Origin of the sequence: Ensifer sp. KUDG1 (assembly GCF_050434285.1) — a bacterium.
Taxonomy (GTDB): Bacteria; Pseudomonadota; Alphaproteobacteria; order Rhizobiales; family Rhizobiaceae; genus Ensifer.
In genome coordinates this window covers 70,351-88,246 of sequence record NZ_JBNDIG010000014.1, presented here as the reverse complement: position 1 = coordinate 88,246, position 17,896 = coordinate 70,351, and the positions used below count along the sequence as shown (strand labels likewise).

General features: G+C 64.3%; 12 protein-coding genes. 9 read left to right on the top strand and 3 right to left on the bottom strand.

Features of this window, described 5'->3' with window-relative positions; genetic code table 11:
• Window positions 1-50 precede the first annotated feature (50 nt).
• From M2267_RS27835 to trxA, 9 genes are all read left to right on the top strand, one after another.
• A complete protein-coding gene (locus M2267_RS27835; RefSeq protein WP_034801684.1) occupies window positions 51-452 on the top strand; it encodes a PTS sugar transporter subunit IIA in 402 nt (133 codons plus the stop codon).
• Window positions 452-742, top strand: coding sequence for an HPr family phosphocarrier protein (locus tag M2267_RS27830; RefSeq protein WP_043624332.1), 291 nt, complete (start codon window positions 452-454; stop codon window positions 740-742). Before M2267_RS27835 ends, M2267_RS27830 begins: the two co-directional genes overlap by 1 nt.
• Before the next feature lie 166 nt (window positions 743-908).
• On the top strand, window positions 909-2,309 hold the full coding sequence (ahcY, locus tag M2267_RS27825; RefSeq protein ID WP_034801698.1) for an adenosylhomocysteinase: 1,401 nt from the start codon (window positions 909-911) through the stop codon (window positions 2,307-2,309).
• Between the two features lie 306 nt (window positions 2,310-2,615).
• The gene (locus M2267_RS27820; RefSeq protein ID WP_429119085.1) at window positions 2,616-5,096 is read left to right on the top strand and encodes an ATP-binding protein; all 2,481 of its coding nucleotides are present in this window, start codon (window positions 2,616-2,618) and stop codon (window positions 5,094-5,096) included.
• The gene (tsaE, locus tag M2267_RS27815; protein WP_429119083.1) at window positions 5,096-6,607 is read left to right on the top strand and encodes a tRNA (adenosine(37)-N6)-threonylcarbamoyltransferase complex ATPase subunit type 1 TsaE; all 1,512 of its coding nucleotides are present in this window, start codon (window positions 5,096-5,098) and stop codon (window positions 6,605-6,607) included. The genes M2267_RS27820 and tsaE overlap by 1 nt, the downstream gene beginning before the upstream one ends.
• Window positions 6,608-6,617: 10 nt before the next feature.
• Window positions 6,618-7,349, top strand: a complete 732-nt coding sequence (locus M2267_RS27810; protein ID WP_429119082.1) for a nucleotidyltransferase family protein — start codon at window positions 6,618-6,620, stop codon at window positions 7,347-7,349.
• Window positions 7,346-10,534, top strand: a complete 3,189-nt coding sequence (gene addB / locus M2267_RS27805) for a double-strand break repair protein AddB (RefSeq protein WP_429119081.1) — start codon at window positions 7,346-7,348, stop codon at window positions 10,532-10,534. Before M2267_RS27810 ends, addB begins: the two co-directional genes overlap by 4 nt.
• Window positions 10,524-14,090 carry a double-strand break repair helicase AddA gene (gene addA, locus M2267_RS27800; protein WP_043624312.1) on the top strand — a complete coding sequence of 1,189 codons (3,567 nt, stop codon included), beginning with the start codon at window positions 10,524-10,526 and terminating at the stop codon, window positions 14,088-14,090. Before addB ends, addA begins: the two co-directional genes overlap by 11 nt.
• Window positions 14,091-14,176: 86 nt before the next feature.
• The gene (gene trxA, locus M2267_RS27795) at window positions 14,177-14,500 is read left to right on the top strand and encodes a thioredoxin (protein ID WP_034801674.1); all 324 of its coding nucleotides are present in this window, start codon (window positions 14,177-14,179) and stop codon (window positions 14,498-14,500) included.
• 93 nt (window positions 14,501-14,593) lie between these two features.
• Here trxA and M2267_RS27790 read toward each other — a convergent pair whose 3' ends face one another.
• The 3 genes from M2267_RS27790 to trpA all read right to left on the bottom strand — a co-directional run bounded on the left by M2267_RS27790 (window position 14,594) and on the right by trpA (window position 17,896).
• Window positions 14,594-15,937: a bifunctional folylpolyglutamate synthase/dihydrofolate synthase gene (locus tag M2267_RS27790; protein WP_043624311.1), complete on the bottom strand. Its 1,344-nt coding sequence runs from the start codon at window positions 15,935-15,937 to the stop codon at window positions 14,594-14,596.
• Between the two features lie 154 nt (window positions 15,938-16,091).
• Complete coding sequence (gene accD, locus M2267_RS27785) at window positions 16,092-17,006, bottom strand: acetyl-CoA carboxylase, carboxyltransferase subunit beta (protein WP_429119079.1); 915 nt, start codon at window positions 17,004-17,006, stop codon at window positions 16,092-16,094.
• 50 nt (window positions 17,007-17,056) lie between these two features.
• Window positions 17,057-17,896, bottom strand: a complete 840-nt coding sequence (gene trpA / locus M2267_RS27780) for a tryptophan synthase subunit alpha (protein ID WP_429119078.1) — start codon at window positions 17,894-17,896, stop codon at window positions 17,057-17,059.

The window sequence follows — 17,896 nt, the reverse complement described above, 5'->3', positions numbered from 1 at the left end:
CGATATCTGGCCATCAGTGAATTGCGTGTGCAGTTGGAGCGAAGATACCCATGATCGGACTTGTGCTTGTCACCCATGGCAAGCTGGCTGAGGAATTTCGACATGCGCTTGAGCATGTTGTCGGTCCGCAAAAAGCTATAGAGACCGTCTGCATCGGCCCCGAGGACGACATGGACCAGCGTCGGCAGGATATCCTCGACGCGGTCACCAATGTCGACGAAGGCAACGGTGTCATCATCCTCACCGACATGTTCGGCGGGACCCCCTCCAACCTCGCCATCTCGGTGATGCGCAGCGGCACCGTCGAAGTGATCGCCGGCGTCAACCTGCCGATGCTGATCAAGCTCGCCGGCGTGCGCGGCGAGAGCGACATGGACAAGGCACTGGTCGAGGCCTCGGAGGCCGGGCGGAAGTACATCAACGTCGCCAGCCGCGTCCTGAGTGGGAAATAATGGATCACCGCCCCGACATGTCGCTGACGCGCGAACTGCTGATCATCAACAAGCGAGGCCTGCATGCGCGGGCGTCAGCAAAGTTCGTGCAGACGGTCGAGGCCTATGACGCCGAGATCACCGTCTCGAAGGACGGCATGACCGTGGGCGGAACCTCGATCATGGGGCTGATGATGCTGGCTGCCAGCACCGGCTGCAGCGTTTGCGTGACCGCCAGCGGGGCGCAAGCCGAAGAGGCGCTGAATGCGCTCGACGCTCTGGTCGCCGACAAGTTCGGCGAAGAAATCTGACAGCAATATAAAGATATAAAGACTTCTTTATATCACGGTTGCTCTTCACCCTGAATCCTGATAGATCGGTCGCACTCTCACCGCGTCGTATAGGCGTGGGAGGCATAATCGCGCCGCGGAGATGGCCAAGGCCGCGCGGCTTGAAGAGATCAGCCCGGAGAACTCCATGACCACCACTCAGGACTACATTGTCGCCGACATCGGACTCGCCGATTTCGGACGCAAGGAAATTGCGATCGCCGAAACGGAAATGCCGGGCCTGATGGCCTGCCGCGAAGAGTTCGGCGCTTCGAAGCCGCTGAAGGGCGCGCGCATCACCGGCTCGCTGCACATGACCATCCAGACCGCCGTCCTCATCGAGACGCTGGTTGCGCTGGGCGCCGACGTGCGCTGGGCCTCCTGCAACATCTTCTCGACCCAGGACCACGCCGCAGCCGCAATCGCCGCCAGCGGCGTTCCGGTCTTCGCCGTCAAGGGTGAAACGCTCGAAGAATACTGGACCTACACGGACAAGATCTTCCAGTGGGCCGACGGCGGCGTTTCCAACATGATCCTCGATGACGGTGGCGACGCCACCATGTACATCCTGCTCGGCGCCCGCGCCGAAGCCGGCGAGGACGTGCTTTCGAACCCGGGTTCGGAAGAAGAAGAAATCCTCGTCGCACAGATCAAGAAGCGCCTTGCCGCTTCGCCGGGCTGGTTCACCAAGCAGCGCGACGCGATCAAGGGCGTGACCGAAGAAACCACCACCGGCGTCAACCGTCTGTACCAGCTCCAGGCCAAGGGCCTGCTGCCGTTCCCGGCGATCAACGTCAACGACAGCGTCACCAAGTCGAAGTTCGACAACAAGTACGGCTGCAAGGAATCGCTGGTTGACGGCATCCGTCGCGGCACCGACGTGATGATGGCCGGCAAGGTCGCCGTTGTCTGCGGTTACGGCGACGTCGGCAAGGGTTCGGCTGCCTCGCTCTCGGGCGCCGGCGCCCGCGTCAAGGTCACCGAAATCGACCCGATCTGCGCGCTGCAGGCTGCCATGGACGGTTTCGAAGTCGTTCAGCTCGAAGACGTTGTTTCTTCGGCCGACATCTTCATCACGACGACCGGCAATAAGGACGTCATCCGCATGGACCACATGCGCGAGATGAAGGACATGGCGATCGTCGGCAACATCGGCCACTTCGACAACGAGATCCAGGTCTCGGCTCTGCGTAACCTCAAGTGGACGAACATCAAGCCGCAGGTCGACATGATCGAGTTCCCGAAGGGCAACCGCATGATCCTTCTGTCGGAAGGTCGCCTGCTCAACCTCGGCAACGCCACCGGTCATCCGTCCTTCGTGATGTCGGCCTCGTTCTCCAACCAGGTCCTGGCTCAGATCGAGCTCTTCACCAAGGGTGAGAAGTACAAGAACGAAGTCTACGTCCTGCCGAAGGCGCTCGACGAAAAGGTCGCTCGCCTGCACCTGAAGAAGCTCGGCGCCAAGCTCTCGGAACTTTCCGAAGAACAGGCCGACTACATCGGCGTGAAGACGCAGGGCCCGTTCAAGGCTGAGCACTACCGGTACTAATCGTTACCCGGGCAATCCACAACATCTTGTGGCCGCGTTCTTGACAAGAGAGCGCGGCCGCTTTTTTGGGCCTCTCCCTTCCCGACGATTCGACTAGGAAGTATGCTCTAACCCATTGATTCGTGATGCCGGTGCGGACCTTGGGCATCGCGGATGGGATGTCTTGTCGAATTAGCGGCAAACAGACGGAGACAGACCGGGGATGCAAGCGGAACTGACGCGGACCCTTGAACAGGGCCCCGGTGGAACTGTGCAAGGCGCAGCAAGGCCGGCAGCACCCTTCGGACAGACGGGGATGGCAGCGCCATGAACAAAGACCAGACAGATTTTCCGGCCATCCGCCGCAAGGGTCCGAAATTCGTGCGCCGCCTTTTGGCCGGCACCACCCTTTTCACCGCCACGGACGCACTGGCCCAGGTTGTCCCGCAAAAGGCCGGCATCTTCGGCTCGTCCGAGGTCGTCACCTTTTCCGTGCTGATCGGCGTCATTTCGGCCGCGATGATCTCGGCGATCTGGCTGATCCGCCAGCGCGGCAACATCGAGGCGGAAAACCGCGAGCTTCGCTCCGACCTTTCCGACGCCAACCAACGCCTCTCGCGCTACCAGGCGCTGGTCGCCGACAAGAACCGCCGGATCGTCATCTGGGACGGGCTTCTCGAACGCGCCGAACTGCTCGGCCAGCTGCCAGCGGAAACCGGCGCGCCTTCCGACGATCGCGACTTCCTGGCCTTTGGCCGCTGGGTCAAGGCGCAGTCTGCGGGCGAGCTCGAAAAATCGATCGAGGCGCTTCGCACTCAGGCCCGCAGCTTCGATCTGGTCATCGAAACGCAGCGCAACGAAGTGCTGGAGGCCCAGGGACGCGTTTCCGGCGGCCGCGCCTTCGTGCGCTTCATCGCGCTCAACAACATGCGGGCGGAGCTCGCCGAACTGAAGCTCGAACACGACCGGCTCAATATCGCGCTTCGCTCCTTCCATACGCTCCTCGACGCAATCGACCTGCCCGTCTGGCAGCGAGGCACCGACGGCGCGCTCGTCTGGGTCAACGAAGCCTATGCCGACGCCGTCGAGGCACCCGATGTCGCCACCGCCGTCGCGGAGAAGCGCGAGCTGCTTGCGACCGTCGCGCGCGAAAAAATCCGGTCGGTCTCGACCTTCGATACGCCTTTCCACGACAAGGTCTCGACTGTCGTGCGCGGCAACCGCACCTTCTTCGACGTCGTCGATGCCCGCAGCGCTGCCGGTTCGGCCGGTATCGCAGTCGATATCTCAGGCATCGAGGCCGTGCGCGAAGAGCTCAACCGCACGCTCAAGAGCCATGCGGAAACGCTCGACCATCTGGCGACACCCGTCGCGATCTTCGACGGCAACCAGCGTCTGCAGTTCTACAACCAGGCCTTCCAGCGCCTGTGGAACCTCGATATCGGCTTCCTCGAGCGCAAGCCGGACAACGGCGAAGTGCTCGACCGGCTGCGCGCCGGCGGCCAGCTGCCGGAACAGCTCAACTGGAAACAGTGGAAGGCGAACGCGCTGTCGGTCTACCAGGCGCTCGATACGCAGAGCGATCTCTGGCACCTGCCGAACGGACAGACGCTGCGCGTCTTTGCCACCGCCCGTCCGCAGGGTGGCGTTACCTGGGTGTTTGAGAACCTGACCGAGAAGGTCGATCTCGAAACGCGCTACAACACGCTCGTCCAGGTCCAGGGCGAAACCATCGACCATCTCGCCGAAGGTGTGGCGGTGTTCGGGCCTGACGGCCGCATCCGCCTGTCCAACCCGGCGTTCCGGGCGATCTGGGGCATCAGCGAAGCGGAAGCCAAGCCTGACACCCACATCCGGGCGATCGAGCAGGCTTGCCTTCTCTCGTACGACCGGCCGGACGGATGGAAGCGCTTCACCCACATCATCACCAGTTTCGACGACGAACGCCCCTCCAGCCGCGGCATCCTCGAACTTCGAACCGGGCTGATCCTCGACTACGCCGTCATTCCGCTGCCGAATGCCCAGACGATGCTGACCTTCGTCAACATCACAGACAGCGTCCGGGTCGAGCGCGCGCTCACCGAAAAGAACGAGGCGCTGCGCAAGGCGGACGCGTTGAAGAACGACTTCGTCCATCACGTTTCCTATGAGCTGCGCTCGCCGCTGACCAACATCATCGGTTTCGCCGATCTTTTGAAGACGCCTGCCTTCGGCGACCTCAACGAGCGCCAGGCCGAATATGTCGACCACATCGCCACGTCCTCGTCGCTGCTTCTGACGATCGTCAACGACATCCTCGATCTTGCGACCGTCGATGCCGGTATCGTCCAGCTCGACCTCTCCGACATCAGCCTCACCGACTTCCTCGACGACATCGCCCATCAGATGGCCGACCGGCTGATCGAGAGTGGCGTCACGCTCCGAATCGCAGCACCCGACAATCTCGGCCGGATGGTCGCCGATCAGCAGCGCCTGAAGCAGATCTTCGTCAAGCTGCTCACCAATGCCGCGAACTTCGCGCCCGATGGCAGCGTCATCGAACTGGCATGCCGCCGCGAGGGCAGCGACTTCATCTTCTCGGTCTCCGACAGCGGCCCCGGCATTCCGCAGGACGTGCTCGACACCGTCTTCAACCGCTTTGAAAGCCACGGCCAACGCGGCGGCGCCGGGCTCGGGCTTTCGATCGTCGAGAGCTTCGTCAGCCTGCATCACGGCACTGTCGCGATCCGCAGCAAGGAAGGCGAAGGCACCGAAGTGACCTGCCGCATTCCCTCGGCCGACGTGCCGTCGACCGTCGCGGCCGAATAATGCCGGCGATCGAACGCCATCTTGCGGACGAGGCGGCAACGATCGAGCTTGGTGAAGACCTGGCGCTCGCCCTGAAACCTGGCGACTGCGTTGCCCTTTCGGGCGATCTCGGCGCCGGCAAATCCACTTTGGCACGCGCGTTTCTCAGAGCCGTCGCCGATGACGACAGCCTGGAAGTGCCGAGCCCGACCTTCACGCTGGTGCAGAGCTACGACCTGCGCATTCCCGTCGCGCATTTCGACCTTTACCGACTGGCCGATTCCAGCGAACTCGACGAACTCGGCTTCGATGAAGCCCTGTCGCAGGGCATCTGCCTGGTCGAGTGGCCGGAACGGGCGGACGACGCCCTGCCCTCAAGCCGCATCACCCTGTCTATCACCCACGAGAAGGACGGGCGACGCGTCGAAATTTCGGCGCCTGACGACACGCTGCAGCGCATCGCCCGAACGCTGGCGATCCGCGCGTTTCTCGATACGAACGGACATTCGAAAGCGCGGCGCCGGCACCTGAGCGGCGACGCCTCGATCCGGGCCTATGAGCGCATTTACCCGGCGGACGGTTCCGTTAGCCGGATTCTGATGGATTCGCCGCGGCACAAGCCGGGCCCGATCCTTCAGGACGGAAAGTACTATCAGCAGCTGGCGCACATCGCCGAGGATGTCGTTCCCTTCGTCGCCGTCGATCAGATGCTTATTGCCCGCGGCCTTGCGGCGCCTGAAATCTACGCCCGCGATCTCGACCAGGGCATCCTCCTGATCGAGGACCTCGGCTCGGACGGCGTTCTCGATGCGGACGGAGAACCGATCGACGAACGCTACATCGAGAGCGCACGGCTGCTTGCCCGCCTGCACGCGGAACGGTCCGAGGCCGAGATCAGCGTCGAGCCGACTGTGATCCACCGCATTCCGGACTTCGACCGGACGGCGATGAAGATCGAGACACGGCTCCTGACCGACTGGTATCTGCCCTGGAAACGTGGCGCGCCGGCAAGCGACGACGAGAAGCGCGAATACGGAGAGATCTGGGACGGCCTGATCGACCTCCTGCAGACATCCGAAACGAACCTGCTGCTGCGTGATTTCCACTCTCCGAACATCATTTGGCGTGGCGACCGCGAAGGCCTGGACCGGATCGGTCTCATCGACTTCCAGGACGCAATGATCGGCCCGACCGCCTACGATGTCGCGTCCCTGGTGCAGGATGCCCGCGTCACCATCGCGCCTTCGCTCGCAAGCCGGATGATGGAGACCTATCTCGCCGAACGGCGCGCCAGCGGCAGCTTCGACGAGGCAACATTCCTGCGCGACTGGCACCTGATGTCGGCACAGCGCAACTGCAAACTCGTCGGCATCTGGGTGCGGCTGATGCAGCGCGACGGCAAGCCCGGCTACATGAAACACATGCCGCGCACTTTCGCCTATCTTCAGGCGGCGCTTTCACATGAATCGCTGAAACCCTTGCACGACTGGTGTATGAAGACCGGAATCCTCGTTTCCGAATCAGCGAACTGACAGAGAATCAATGTCGATCAGCAATGCGATGGTGCTCGCCGCGGGCCTCGGCACCCGTCTTCGTCCGATCACCAACACGATGCCGAAGCCGCTCGTCGAGATCGCCGGCAAGCCGATGATCGACTACGTCCTGGACCTCCTGGTGGAGGCCGGTGTCAGCACGGCCGCGGTCAATGTTCACCATTTCGCCGACCAGATGGAAGACCATCTCAGCCGACGCAGTGCCCCGGAGATCGTGATCTCGGACGAGCGCGAGGCACTGATGAATTCCGGCGGCGGTCTCGCCAAGGGGCTGAAACTGCTGCCGGAAGGTCCGGTTCTGGTGATGAATGCCGATCTCTTCTGGGTCGGCGAGCCCAAGGGCAAGCCCGGCAACCTGACGCGCCTCGCCGCCGCCTTCGACGCGGAGCGCATGGATATGCTGCTCCTGTGCGTGCGCGACGAGGATACGACCGGCCACAACGGCAAGCGGGATTTCTCGCTGGGTGACGACGGCAAGCTCACGCGTTACGCCGAAGGCCTGCCGAACCCGGTCGTCTATGCCGGCGCAATCGCGCTTCATTCCCGGCTCTTTGCCGACGCGCCCGACGACGCCTTCAATCTCAACATCTATTTCGATCGCGCCGCCGAAGAGGGCCGTCTTTACGGCCTGCTGCTCGACGGTCACTGGATGACGGTCGGAACACCCGAGGCAATCGGCGAAGCGGAGGCGGCGATCCGCCGCCACCAGCCGGAGGGATGAGCGTGCGTGGCCGCCGGTCCAACGTCTTCACGATCCCGCCGGGTCTCCCCTTCCTGAAGACGCTCGCCGAAAAGCTTTGTGACGGTAGCCTGACCCCGGACTTCCGCTACGACCCGGCCGATCCCCTGCCGCTCGCGGGCGTGACGATCTTCGTGCCGACGCGGCGCTCGGCCCGTGTGCTCCGGTCCGAGTTCGTCGACCTGCTCGGCGGCCGCTCCACCATCCTGCCCACCATCAAGGCGCTCGGCGAGACCGAAGACGACAGCGGATTCTTCGATGCCGAGGTGCCGGCGATCCTCGATCTGGCTCCGCCACTTCCCGGCACCGCACGCCTCATCGAGCTTGGGCGGCTGATCCTCGCCTGGCGCAACCGGCTGCCGAAGGTGGTGCTCGACATCCATGCGGAGAGCCCGCTGATAGCACCGGCAAGTCCCGCCGATGCGATCTGGCTTGCGCGCAACCTTGCCGACCTCGTCGATGCGATGGAGACGGAAGAGCTCAACTGGGACAAGCTCGACAAACTCGATGCCGGCGAACACGCGCTCTGGTGGCAGCTGACGCTCGAATTCCTGAAGATCGCCCGGAGCTACTGGCCGGAGCGGCTCGAGGAGCTGAAACAATCCTCGCCCGCGCGCCACCGCAACGCCATCCTGCAGGCCGAGACGCAGCGCATCGCCGGCGGCAAGATCGAGGGACCGATCATCATTGCCGGTTCGACCGGCTCCATTCCCGCAACGGCAGCGCTTATTGCCGCCGTGCAGAAGCTGCCCAATGGCACGATCGTACTGCCTGGTCTCGACCAGACGATGAGCGAGGCCGAATGGGACATGATCGTCGCTGATGCCGCCCTTGACGGCAGGCCGGACCCGGCAAGCCGCAGCCACCCGCAATACGGCTTCTACCGGCTGCTGAAGCGCATGGCCGTTCTGCGGCCCGACGTAATCACCTTGGCCAGCGCCGAGGCCGACCTCGACGTCCGCGCCGAGATCCTGTCGCACGCACTTCTGCCCGCCAAGGCGACCAATGCCTGGACCGAGATGCGTAGCGAACTGGATCCGGCGTTGCTGCAGAGGGCTTTCGAGGATGCAGCGCTCATCGAAACCGCAAACGAGCGCGAGGAAGCGGCGGCGATCGCGGTCGCCTTGCGGCTCGCGCTCGAAGGCAGCGACGAGAGCCAGGCGGCGCTGATCACCCCGGACCGCAATCTCGCACGGCGGGTCGGCGCCGAGCTTGCCCGCTTCGGCATCGAGGCCGACGATTCCGCCGGCACGCCTCTCGTCGCGACCCCGCAAGGCAGCCTGCTGCGGCTGCTGCTGGAAGCCTGCCTGCGCCCCGGCGATCCCGTGCCGTTCGTCGCGTTGCTCAAGCATCCGCTGGCCCGCTTCGGGCTTACCCGCGACAGGATGCGCGAAGGCGCCGACGCACTGGAACGCATGGCACTGCGCGGCAGCACCGCGACAGTCGATCTGCTGGCCCTCGAAGCTGTGCTCGACGTGGCGATCGTCCAGCACAAGGCCGATCGCCACCCGCCGGAATGGCGCATCGGCATCGGTGATGACGCGATTCAGGCCGCCCGCGACGTGGCGGCGAAGATCAGTCTCGCGGTCGCACCGCTTGCTTCCGCGCTGACGCGCAGCCGGGACGGAAGCCGCGTGTTCTCGGACGAGTTCAGCTTTGCCGACTGGGCGATGCGCACCGGCGAGGCCCTGGAAGCAGCCTGCGCCGATGAGCGCGGCGACCTCGGTGGGCTCTGGTCCGGCGAGGCCGCCGATACGCTCGCAACCCTCCTTCGCGGCATCATCGAAACCGACGGCCAGATGACTGCGGACGGGCCGCAATGGTGCGATGTCGTCGAGGCACTGTCGGCCAGCGCCTCGGTCAAACCGCGCTCCATGCGCCATCCGCGAGTGTTCATCTTCGGCGCGCTGGAATCGCGCCTGCAGAGCATGGACCTGGTGGTTCTCGGCGGCCTGAACGAAGGCAACTGGCCGGGCCAGACCGCCAACGATCCCTTCCTGTCGCGCACCATGAAGACCGGCATCGGTCTCGAGCCGCCGGAACGACGCATCGGCCAGCTCGCGCACGACTTCCAGATGGCCTGCGGCACACGGAGACTGATCTTCACTCGCTCGATGCGCCAGGGCGCAGCACCGACCGTCGCCTCGCGCTGGCTGCAGCGGCTGCTGGCGCTCGGCGGCGAGCGGCTGACGCAAGTGCTGCACGCCAACGGCGCCGACTATCTCGCCTGGGCCCGCATGCTGGACGATGGCAGCCGCCAGCCGCTGGCCGAGCGTCCTGCCCCCAAACCACCGGCAGACCTGCAGCCGCGCAAATACTCGTTCAGCGAAGTGTCGCGGCTGCGGCGCGACCCCTATGCGATCTATGCGCGACGCATTCTTCGGCTGCACCCGCTGCTGCCATTCAACAGCGACCCCGGTCCGGCCGAGCGCGGCACGCTCTACCACCAGATCGTCGAGCGTTTCGTGCGCTCCGGCGTCGATCTGATGTCACCGTCGGCCGAAGACGTCATGCACCGGCTGCTGAACGAGGCTTTTAACGAGGCGCGACTGCCCACCCATATCGACACGATCTGGCGTCCACGCTTCGCGGCCGTCGGTTTGGCCTTCATCAAATGGGAGCGCGAACGCGCACGCTTCATCCGCCGATCGCGCACCGAAGTCGCGGCATCGATGGAGCTCGGCGTCGCCGACATGCGGCTGACCGGCATTGCCGACCGGCTCGACACGCTGACCGACGGCAGCGTCGAAATCATCGACTACAAGACCGGCTCCAGCCCATCGACCAAGGAAGCGCGCGTGCTGCTCGACCCGCAGCTGGCGCTGGAAGCCGCAGCGCTCAAGGCCGGCGCCTTCAAGGACATGCCGCCCAGCCACCCGCAGTCGCTGCTCTATGTCCGGCTCAAGCCCGGCGCGCGCTTCAAATCGGAAGCAGTCAACAACGAAGGCAGCAAGTCGAAGGAGACGAAGTCGGCCGATCAGCTTGCGGACGAGTCGCTTGCCGAACTCAGGAAGCTGCTGGCTGCGTTGCTTTCCGGAAAACATGGCTTTGCCTCACGCGTGATTGTTCAGAAAGAGCGCGATTATGGCGGCGAATACGACCATTTGGCGCGCGTAGCCGAATGGTCGACGGCCGATAGCGAAGAGGAGGATGGCGATGAGGGATGACAGCCTCGGCCCCGAGCAGGCGACGCCTCAGGGCTGGCTCGACTGGACCTCGCGTCGGCAGTCGCTGGCCTCGGACCCGGATCGGTCCGCCTGGGTGTCGGCCAATGCCGGCTCCGGCAAGACCCATGTGCTGACCCAGCGGGTGATCCGGCTGCTGCTCGCCGGCTGCCGCCCCTCGGCGATCCTCTGCCTCACCTATACCAAGGCGGCGGCGTCCGAAATGTCGAACCGCGTCTTCGAACGGCTGGCCGAATGGGTAACGCTCGACGACGCGACGCTGGAAAAGCGGATCGAGGCGATCGAGGGCGAACGGCCTGGGCGTTTGAAGCTGCAGGAGGCGCGCCGCCTGTTCGCACGCGCGCTGGAGACCCCGGGCGGCCTGAAGATCCAGACGATCCACGCCTTTTGCGAGGCGCTGCTGCACCAGTTCCCGCTGGAGGCCAATGTCGCCGGCCATTTCTCGGTTCTCGACGATCGCGCGGCTGCGGTTCTGCTGGCCGATGCGCGCCGGCTGCTGCTGACCGCGACCGCCGCCAAGGACGATCCGGCGCTTGCCCACGCCTTTGCCACCGTGCTCGACATCGCTGACGACACGGGCCTGGAAAAACTGCTGGCCGCAATCGTCGGAAACCGAACCGCGATCCAGGCTTTCCTCGAACACGCCGACGGGCTCGGCGGTACCGAGGCCGAGCTACGCCGGGCGCTGAAGCTAGTCCCGGGGGAAAGCGTCGACAGCGCCATGGCGACGATCTGGCCCTTGGCGGGTCTGAACGGCGCGGCGCTCGAACGGTACTTCTCGCTCGCCGCCAGCGTCGGCGGCACGAAGGTACTCGACTTCGCGGAGGGACTGCGGACCGTTTCGAAGATGACGGACCTCGGCGCGCGCTATGACGGCCTGCGTCATCTGTTCTTCACCGGCACCGGCAAGCCGCGGGCGCAATCCGCCTTCCTCAACAAGGCGATGCAGCAGGCAGCCCCCGATCTCATCGACCTCGTGGACGAGGCCTACCGCCATGTCGTCGCCTGCATCGATCACATCAGCATCCTCCGCATGTTCGAGGCGACGCTGGCGGCGCTGACGCTCGCCGAGCGCCTGAATGCCGACTATGAGGAACTGAAGCGGCGGCGCAGCCAGCTCGACTTCGAGGACCTGATCAACCGGACGGCAGCGCTCTTTGCCCGCGGCGATGTCAGCGCCTGGGTGCACTACAAGCTCGATCAGGGCATCGACCATATCCTCGTCGACGAAGCGCAGGACACCAGCCCGGCGCAGTGGACGATCATCCAGGCGCTGGCTTCCGATTTCTTCTCGGGCGAGAGCGCACGCGGTGCGGCCCGCACGATGTTTGCCGTCGGTGACGAGAAACAGTCGATCTACTCGTTCCAGGGTGCGCGTCCGGAGCGGTTTTCGCGCGAGAGCCAGGAGACCGAACGCAGGGTGCGCGACGGCGGCAAGGCTTTCGAGCCCATCCGCCTGCAGCTCTCCTTCCGCTCGACCGTCGACGTGCTTTCGGCCGTCGACGCCGTCTTTGCCAATCCGGCGCATGCGCGAGGCCTCAGCGCCCGCAGCGAGCCGGTGGTGCATGCTTCGAACCGCATCGGCCATCCCGGCGCCGTTGACATCTGGGACGTGATCGCCGCCGAACCGGTGGATACGGACGAGGAATGGACCGCCGCCTTCGACGCGACACCGGAGAGCGCGCCGGTCAATATCCTCGCCCGGCGGATCGCGGCCACGCTGGAAAGCTGGATCGGCAAGGAGACGATCGTCGAGAAGGGTGTTCGCCGGCCGATGCGTCCGGGCGACGTCATCGTGCTGGTTCGCAAACGCGACGCCTTTGTCAACGCGCTGACGAGAGCGCTCAAGCGCCGTAACAACATCCCCGTCGCCGGCGCCGACCGGTTGGTGCTCACCAAGCATATTGCCGTGCAGGACCTGCTCGCCCTCGGGCGGTTCGTGCTTTTGCCGCAGGACGACCTGTCGCTGGCCGCGCTGATGAAGAGCCCGCTGTTCAACCTCGGCGAGGACGCGCTGTTCGAACTCGCGGCCCGGCGCGGCGAGGGCGAAAGCCTCTGGCAGCGGCTGCAGCACGAAGCCGATGACGGCATCCTGTTTCACCAGACGGCGCGAACGCTGAAATCCTACATGGCGCTCGCCAACCAACTGGCGCCGCATGATTTTTACGCCCGCGTCCTCGGCGTGCATGGCGGCCGCGCCGCCTTTCTCGCGCGCCTCGGCACCGAGGTCAGCGACATTCTCGACGAGTTCCTCACCTTCGCGCTCGACCAGGAGCGGAGCGGCCTGCCCGGCCTGCAAGCCTTCGTCTCGACGCTGGAAATGGAAGCACCGACGGTCAAGCGCGAGCAGGACAAGGAACGCGACGAAGTCCGGATCATGACGGTGCACGCAGCCAAGGGCCTGGAAGCGCCGGTCGTCTTCCTCGCCGATGGTGGCGGGGCGGCGTTCAGCAACCAGCATGTGCCCTCTCTCCGCTTTCTGGAACTCGCCCAGAGGGATGGCACCGTCCTGCCGCTTCCGGTGTGGCGCGCGCCGGGCGCAGAATCGAACTCGCTCATCAGCGCCGACGGCGAGCGGCTGAAGACGCTGGCCGAGGAGGAATATCGTCGCCTGCTCTATGTCGGCATGACCCGCGCCGCCGACCGCCTGATCGTATGCGGTTATCGCGGCCAGAGGGCCGTTGCCGATACATGGCATGCCATGGTTCAGGCGAGCCTTGCCGGAGATGAAAGCGGTCGCGGCCACCCGACCAGCTTCCATGCCGGCGGCGAGGAATGGTCCGGCCATGCCTGGCGCGACAAACAGCTCGCGCGCGATCTGCCCTCCGGCGATGCGCGCTCGGCCGATTCCGGCCGCGCCGCAACCACGCTGCCGAAGGCGCTTTCGACGCCGTTGCCGCCGCAAAAGCGGCTGCCGCGCCCGCTCACCCCTTCCGGCGTCGGCATTGCGGTCGACGAGGATGACGGCGATGCGCTCGTCGGCTCGGCTCTTTTCTCGGAAAAGGCGCCGGCAAATCTCTCAATGCTGCGGGGCGCCATCCTGCACCGCCTGCTGCAGGTTCTGCCCTCGATGGCGGAAGACGACCGCCGGGCCGCGGCCGAACGCTATCTCGAACGATCCGTGCCCAGCTGGCCGCCGGCACAGCGCGCCGCACTGATCGCCAGCATCGAAACGGTGCTCGCCCATCCGGATCTCGGCGCAGTGTTCTCGGCGAGCAGCCGGGCCGAGGTTTCGGTCATGGGCACGCTGACGCTCGGCAAGCGCGAGCACGCGGTTTCCGGCCGGATCGACCGGCTGGCCGTCGGCGACGGCGTCGTGACGATTGCCGACTTCAAGACCAATCGGCAGGTGCCGGCATCGCCTGGCGACATTCCCTTCGCCTACACGGCGCAGCTTGCAATCTACCGCGCCCTCCTGCAGCCGCTTTATCCGGCGCATGCGTTTCGATGCGTGCTGATCTTCACCGAGGGGCCGGCAATCCACGTCGTTCCCGATCAAGCGCTCGACAGGAGCCTTGAAGACCTCGCGACAAAGTGAGATACCCGATATTGAAAATCCAGCGGTGCCTTCTCACATGAGACACAACATCTGGATACTGACATTCCGAACGCAAGGAGCAGCCTATGGCTACTGTAAAGGTCGATACGTCCAATTTTCAGCAGGAAGTGCTGAACTCCGCCGAGCCGGTGGTTGTCGATTTCTGGGCTGAATGGTGCGGCCCGTGCAAGATGATCGCGCCGAGCCTCGAGGAAATCTCGAACGAACTCGCCGGCAAGGTCAAGGTTGCCAAGCTCAACATCGACGAAAACCCGGAACTGGCCGCCCAGTACGGCGTTCGCTCGATCCCGACGCTCGCCATGTTCAAGGCCGGCGAAGTGGCCGACATCAAGGTTGGCGCCGCTCCGAAGACGGCTCTGTCCTCGTGGATCTCCACGGCGGTCGCATAAGGCGGATTCACCGCTGAGAATATCAAAAGCCCGGCATGCCGGGCTTTTTTCTTGTCTTCAATCTGGAAGCAGGCTGTCTGAGCCAGATCTTGATCACTTCGGCGGCGTGCCGTTGTCAGCAAGCACGTCACCCACCAGATAAAGCGAGCCGCCGATCAGGATGCGCGGCGGTGCCGGGTCCTCGTCGACCAGATTGGAGATGATCGTCAGCGCCTCGGCGACGGACGAGACCGCGGAGGCCTCAAAGCCGACCGATGCGGCGTCACTGGCAAGCGCCACCGGATCAAGCCCAGCATCGGAGCCGCGGATCGGAACGGTGAAGACCTGTTCGGCGAGATCGAGGAAAGCGCGGAAGTAGCCGATCGGCTCCTTGGTGTTGATCATGCCGATGATCAGGAACAAGGGTCGCGATTCGCGCTCCTCGAAGGTCGCCATCGCCTCGGCGATCACCTGGCCGGCACCGGGATTGTGGCCGCCATCGACCCAGATCTCCGCGCCAACCGGACCGTAATGCGTGAGTTTGCCGCTGGTCAACCGCTGCAGGCGTCCGGGCCATTCGACACCCGCAAGACCACGCTCGATCGCCGCTTCGGAAACATCGAAACCGGCGGCCCGTACCGCGCGGATCGCCGCTGCGGCATTGGCATACTGGTGGCGGCCCGGCAGCTTCGGCAGCGGCAGGTCGGCGAGCCCGCCTTCGTCCTGATAGACGAGGCGACCGAATTCCTCATGCGCCATGAAATCCTGGCCGTAGACGAACATCGGGCAGCCGAGGCGCTCGGCGGTCGAGACGAGCACATCCCGGGCCGCCTCTTCCTCCTGCTGACCGATCACTACAGGGCAACCACGCTTCATGATGCCGGCCTTTTCGGCGGCAATCAGCTCCACCCGATCGCCGAGATAGGCCTGGTGGTCGAGCGAGATCGGCATGACGACCGAAACGGCCGGACGGGCAATGACGTTGGTCGCATCGAAACGACCGCCAAGGCCGACCTCGATGATCGCGACATCGGCCGGATGCTCGGCAAAGAGCACGAAGGTAACGGCGGTCAGGATCTCGAAGACGGTGATCTTCTCGCCGCCATTGGCTTCGGCGACGCGACGCACGGCATCGGCGAGAACGGGATCGCTGACGAGCTTTCCCTTGCCGCCCTTGACGCCCAGGCGATAGCGCTCGTGCCAGTTGACGAGATGCGGCGAGGTATGGACGTGAACACTGAGGCCGGCTGCTTCCAGGATCGCCCGAGAAAAAGCGGTTGCCGAGCCCTTGCCGTTGGTACCGGCGACATGGATCACCGGCGGCAGGCGGTCCTGCGGATTGCCGAGTGCTGCGAGAAGCCGTGTGATCCTGTCCAGCGACAGGTCGAAGCCCTTGGGGTGAAGGGCGAGAAGTTTTTCGATCTCATAGCCCGCTTCGCTGGCTTCCACCGCTGCCATCTCTTAACCCCGCCCCGACACGCTCGGCTGCTACAGCGCGCGCCCTATAGGCCGTCTACCGATCGCTGTAACGCCCTGAGTTGCAGCATCTCCGCACAAAAGAAATCGCGGAGATGCATCATTTTGTTCTATACAGTTCAGCCGACGCAGCGCTTCAGGCGCTGGCAGCGACCGGCAAGGCAGCCGGCTGCGTGCCGCCGTTGAGCTTCGAGGCTTCCGCTGGCTTCTTCATCAGGATCTTCAGGACCCGGGCGAGCGTCGACGGCAGATCGTGGCGTTTGACGACCATGTCGACCATGCCATGCTCCAGCAGATATTCCGACGTCTGGAAACCTTCCGGCAGCTTCTCGCGCAGCGTCTGCTCGATCACGCGCTTGCCGGCAAAGCCGATTTCCGCGCCCGGCTCGGCCATGTGGATGTCGCCGAGCATCGCGTAGGATGCGGTAACGCCACCGGTGGTCGGGTTGGTGAGCACGACGATATAGGGAAGGCCGGCTTCCTTCAGCATGTTGACGGCAACCGTGGTGCGCGGCAGTTGCATCAGCGACAGGATGCCTTCCTGCATGCGCGCGCCGCCGGAAGCGGGGAAGATGACCAGCGGGCACTTCTCGGAAATTGCCCGTTCGAAGGCCTTGATGATCGCCTCACCGGCAGCCATGCCGAGCGAGCCGCCGATGAAGTTGAACTCGTGCACGACGGCGACGAGCTTGACGCCCTGCACGCGGCCGAGGCCGGCGACGATCGTGTCTTCGAGTTCAGTCTTGGCGCGGCTGTCGCGCAGACGATCGGCGTATTTCTTGGAATCGCGGAACTTCAGCGGATCCTGAGCAACCTTCGGCTGCGGAAACGCTTCAAAGATGCCGCCGTCGAAGAGGTCCTTCAACCGCGCCTTGGCCGGCATCTTCATGTGGAAGCCGGACTGCGGGATGACCCACTTGTTTTCCTCGAGATCGCGGTGGAACACCATCTCGCCGGTTTCCGGGCACTTGATCCAGAGATTTTCCGGAACTTCCCGGCGGCCCAGCATCGAGTTGATCTTCGGCCGAACGTAGTTTGTGATCCAGTTCACTTAGTAACTCCTGAAGATTTCCTTCGGGTTGTGCGCGCTAATATAGGCAATTATTCGGCTGCTGCGAGACGTGCGGACCGCACGCCTGCCGAGAGCCCTCTCACCAGCGCTTCGACACCCGGAACCGTCGCATCGGTCGCCTTGCCCTCTTCGGTCAGGCTCGACGCGATCTGGTTGACGATCGCCGTACCGACGACCACACCATCGGCAGATGCTCCGATGGCCCTTGCATGTTCCGCCGTCTTGACGCCGAAACCGACGCAAACGGGCAGATTGGTGTGTGCCTTGATACGCCCGACGGCGCCACCAATCAACGACGGATCGGGCAGAGCCGATCCGGTGATGCCGTTCATCGACACGTAGTAGACGAAACCGGAGGTGTTTTCGAGCACCTTTGGCAGGCGACGGTCGTCCGTGGTCGGCGTCGCCAGGCGAATGAAGTTGATGCCCTTTTCCAGCGCCGGGATGCAGAGCTCGTCGTCCATTTCCGGCGGCAGGTCGACGACGATCAGGCCGTCGATTCCGGCGACAAGCGCATCCGTCAGGAAGCGATCGACGCCGTAGATATAAATCGGGTTGTAATAGCCCATCAGCACGATCGGCGTGCGCTCGTCGTCCTCGCGGAAGCGGCGGGCGATTTCAAGCGTCTTTTCAAGCGTCTGGCCGCCCTTCAGCGAGCGCTGGCCAGCCAACTGGATCGCCGGGCCGTCGGCCATCGGGTCAGAGAACGGCATGCCGAGTTCGATGACGTCGGCGCCGGCGTTCGGCAGCGCCTTCATGATCGAGACCGACGTCTCGAAATCCGGATCGCCGCCCATGAAATAGGTGACGAGGACCGGACGTCCTTCGGCCGCGACATCGGCAAATCGCTTGTCCATGCGTGCGGTCAT

Bases quoted from the DNA above. Each gene is read 5' to 3' on its own strand.
- M2267_RS27835 (WP_034801684.1), top strand. From the start codon at position 51: ATGATCGGACTTGTGCTTGTCACCCATGGCAAGCTGGCTGAGGAATTT.
- M2267_RS27830 (WP_043624332.1), top strand. From the start codon at position 452: ATGGATCACCGCCCCGACATGTCGCTGACGCGCGAACTGCTGATCATC.
- ahcY (WP_034801698.1), top strand. From the start codon at position 909: ATGACCACCACTCAGGACTACATTGTCGCCGACATCGGACTCGCCGAT.
- M2267_RS27820 (WP_429119085.1), top strand. From the start codon at position 2,616: ATGAACAAAGACCAGACAGATTTTCCGGCCATCCGCCGCAAGGGTCCG.
- tsaE (WP_429119083.1), top strand. From the start codon at position 5,096: ATGCCGGCGATCGAACGCCATCTTGCGGACGAGGCGGCAACGATCGAG.
- M2267_RS27810 (WP_429119082.1), top strand. From the start codon at position 6,618: ATGTCGATCAGCAATGCGATGGTGCTCGCCGCGGGCCTCGGCACCCGT.
- addB (WP_429119081.1), top strand. From the start codon at position 7,346: ATGAGCGTGCGTGGCCGCCGGTCCAACGTCTTCACGATCCCGCCGGGT.
- addA (WP_043624312.1), top strand. From the start codon at position 10,524: ATGAGGGATGACAGCCTCGGCCCCGAGCAGGCGACGCCTCAGGGCTGG.
- trxA (WP_034801674.1), top strand. From the start codon at position 14,177: ATGGCTACTGTAAAGGTCGATACGTCCAATTTTCAGCAGGAAGTGCTG.
- M2267_RS27790 (WP_043624311.1), bottom strand. From the start codon at position 15,937: ATGGCAGCGGTGGAAGCCAGCGAAGCGGGCTATGAGATCGAAAAACTT.
- trpA (WP_429119078.1), bottom strand. From the start codon at position 17,896: ATGACCGCACGCATGGACAAGCGATTTGCCGATGTCGCGGCCGAAGGA.